At 43.0% G+C, this 1,856-nt stretch carries 2 protein-coding genes; both read left to right on the top strand.

Annotated features, from left to right (window positions below; genetic code table 11):
- A partial coding sequence (locus Q0257_RS04215) for an STT3 domain-containing protein (protein WP_298021939.1) occupies positions 1-1,430 on the top strand: 1,430 nt, incomplete at its 5' end.
- 5 nt (positions 1,431-1,435) lie between these two features.
- Positions 1,436-1,856, top strand: a 421-nt coding sequence (locus Q0257_RS04210) for a hypothetical protein (RefSeq protein WP_298021936.1), incomplete at its 3' end; no start/stop codon positions are given.

Below are 1,856 nucleotides of genomic sequence, written 5' to 3'. Positions count from 1 at the left end.
TGATAGCGGGCTTTCACCAGCCGGGCGATCTTAGCCCGTACGGCGCGTCGATCCCCACCACGGCATTTTTACTTAGCAAAATTTTACCCGTAAGCCTAAATAGCATTACGATCTATATGAGCGTGTTTTTAGCGCCGCTAGTGGCCGTGCCGATTATTTTGATAGCAAGAGAGTACAAGATTATGGGCGCCGGCATCATCGCGGCGCTGCTTGCTTGCATACTGCCAGGGTATTATATCAGAACTTTGGGCGGGTATTTCGATAGCGATATGTTAAATATCGTCCTGCCGATGCTGATAATCTGGGCTCTCATCAGGCTTATACAAAACGGTTCGCAGCAAAATTTAATCTTGCCCGCCATCTTTATGGCATTTTATAGCTGGTGGTATCCCAGCTCGTATTCGTTAAATTTAGCCATAATGGGCATATTTTTATTTTACACTTTGATATTTGATAGACGAAATGAGATAAATTACAAAGCTGCGATCCTTATGGTGGTGGCGGTGATAAATTTTAATACATACTATGGCGACTATACGATAATAGTAAATTATATTTTATTGCTGAGAATCGTGCTTATCGCGTCATTATATTTTTTAATGATAAAAATTCCAAGCTCTCAAAACAGGAAAATTCTTTGGATATTGGGCGCCTTAGTAGTTGTTTTATTTATATATTTCGGTGGGCTTACGCCTATTATATCTCAGCTTAGAATTTATATAGAAAAAGATGTCGGTCAAACATCAGAAACTCTTTATTTCTATGGTGTTAGAAATACGGTCAATGAGGTGGCGAACGCCGGTTTTGCCAAATTTATATTGTATTCTAGCGGCGATATTTTTATATTTATATGCGCTATGGCGGGCTTAATTTTTATGTTTATTAAATTCCGCTCGTTTATTTTGGCTTTGCCGATGCTATTACTTGGATTTTTGGCATTTTTCGGCGGAGTTAGATTTACGATGTATATCACGCCGATGGTAGCTTTCGGCTTTGCTTATTTTCTATATTTTACTTTAAATTATTTTGATATCCGAGCTTGGCTTAAAAATTCTATGTTAATCGTGCTTACTTGTTTGGCGCTGCTACCAAGCCTAGATTATATCTATAAATTTCGTGTCGCGCCAGTGCTTATGAGGGATGCCGTAGCTCCGCTTGTCGAGCTAAAAAATAAAGCAGACAGAGAGGATTATGTCGTTTCGTGGTGGGACTACGGGTATTTGATCAGATATTATGCCGACGTAAAAGTGATAGCCGATCCCGGAGGCAGGCAGTTTGGAGAGTATGCATTTTTAACAGCCTTTTCTTTTAATAAAGATCAGATAAGTTCGGCTAATATGGCGAGACTAAATGTCGAATATATCGAAAGAGGTCTCAATGAAAATTTTAGCTCAAGCCTTCTGCAGATGCAAAAAACAACTACGGCTTAACCAATATGAGTGAGATGGCTTACATGTATCTTGAGATTCTTGATAAGATCGTATCGGATGCTGAATCCGGCAACAAGCTGCCTCGCGCTTCTTTGGGCAATGTCGTCGGCAACCTCATCAAGACGACGGGCATCGTCCTTGAAAAGGACGATATCCCGCCGATCGACAAGGCGTTCTACCTGCAGGTCAGAAAAGAGCTTGCGCCGAATCTTGGCGTGACGGCATGGTATCTGCGCTCCGTCGGCGATAAGAGCCATACGATTCTCGCTGCGAACGGCACGGGCAACGATGAGCATACGTTCGACCAACTCGCGAACGTCATCGGCGTCGGCGCCAAGTGGCAGATCGGCAAGAAGACCGCCGTTTCCTTCGACTACGGGCAGAACCGCTCCGCGTTCGGCAAGTACATGAACGGTCATTCAACCT

This window comes from uncultured Campylobacter sp. (assembly GCF_938018035.1).
Classification (GTDB): domain Bacteria; phylum Campylobacterota; class Campylobacteria; order Campylobacterales; family Campylobacteraceae; genus Campylobacter_B.
Note: the sequence above shows the minus strand (reverse complement) of the source record. Positions and strands in the feature narration are given on the sequence as shown.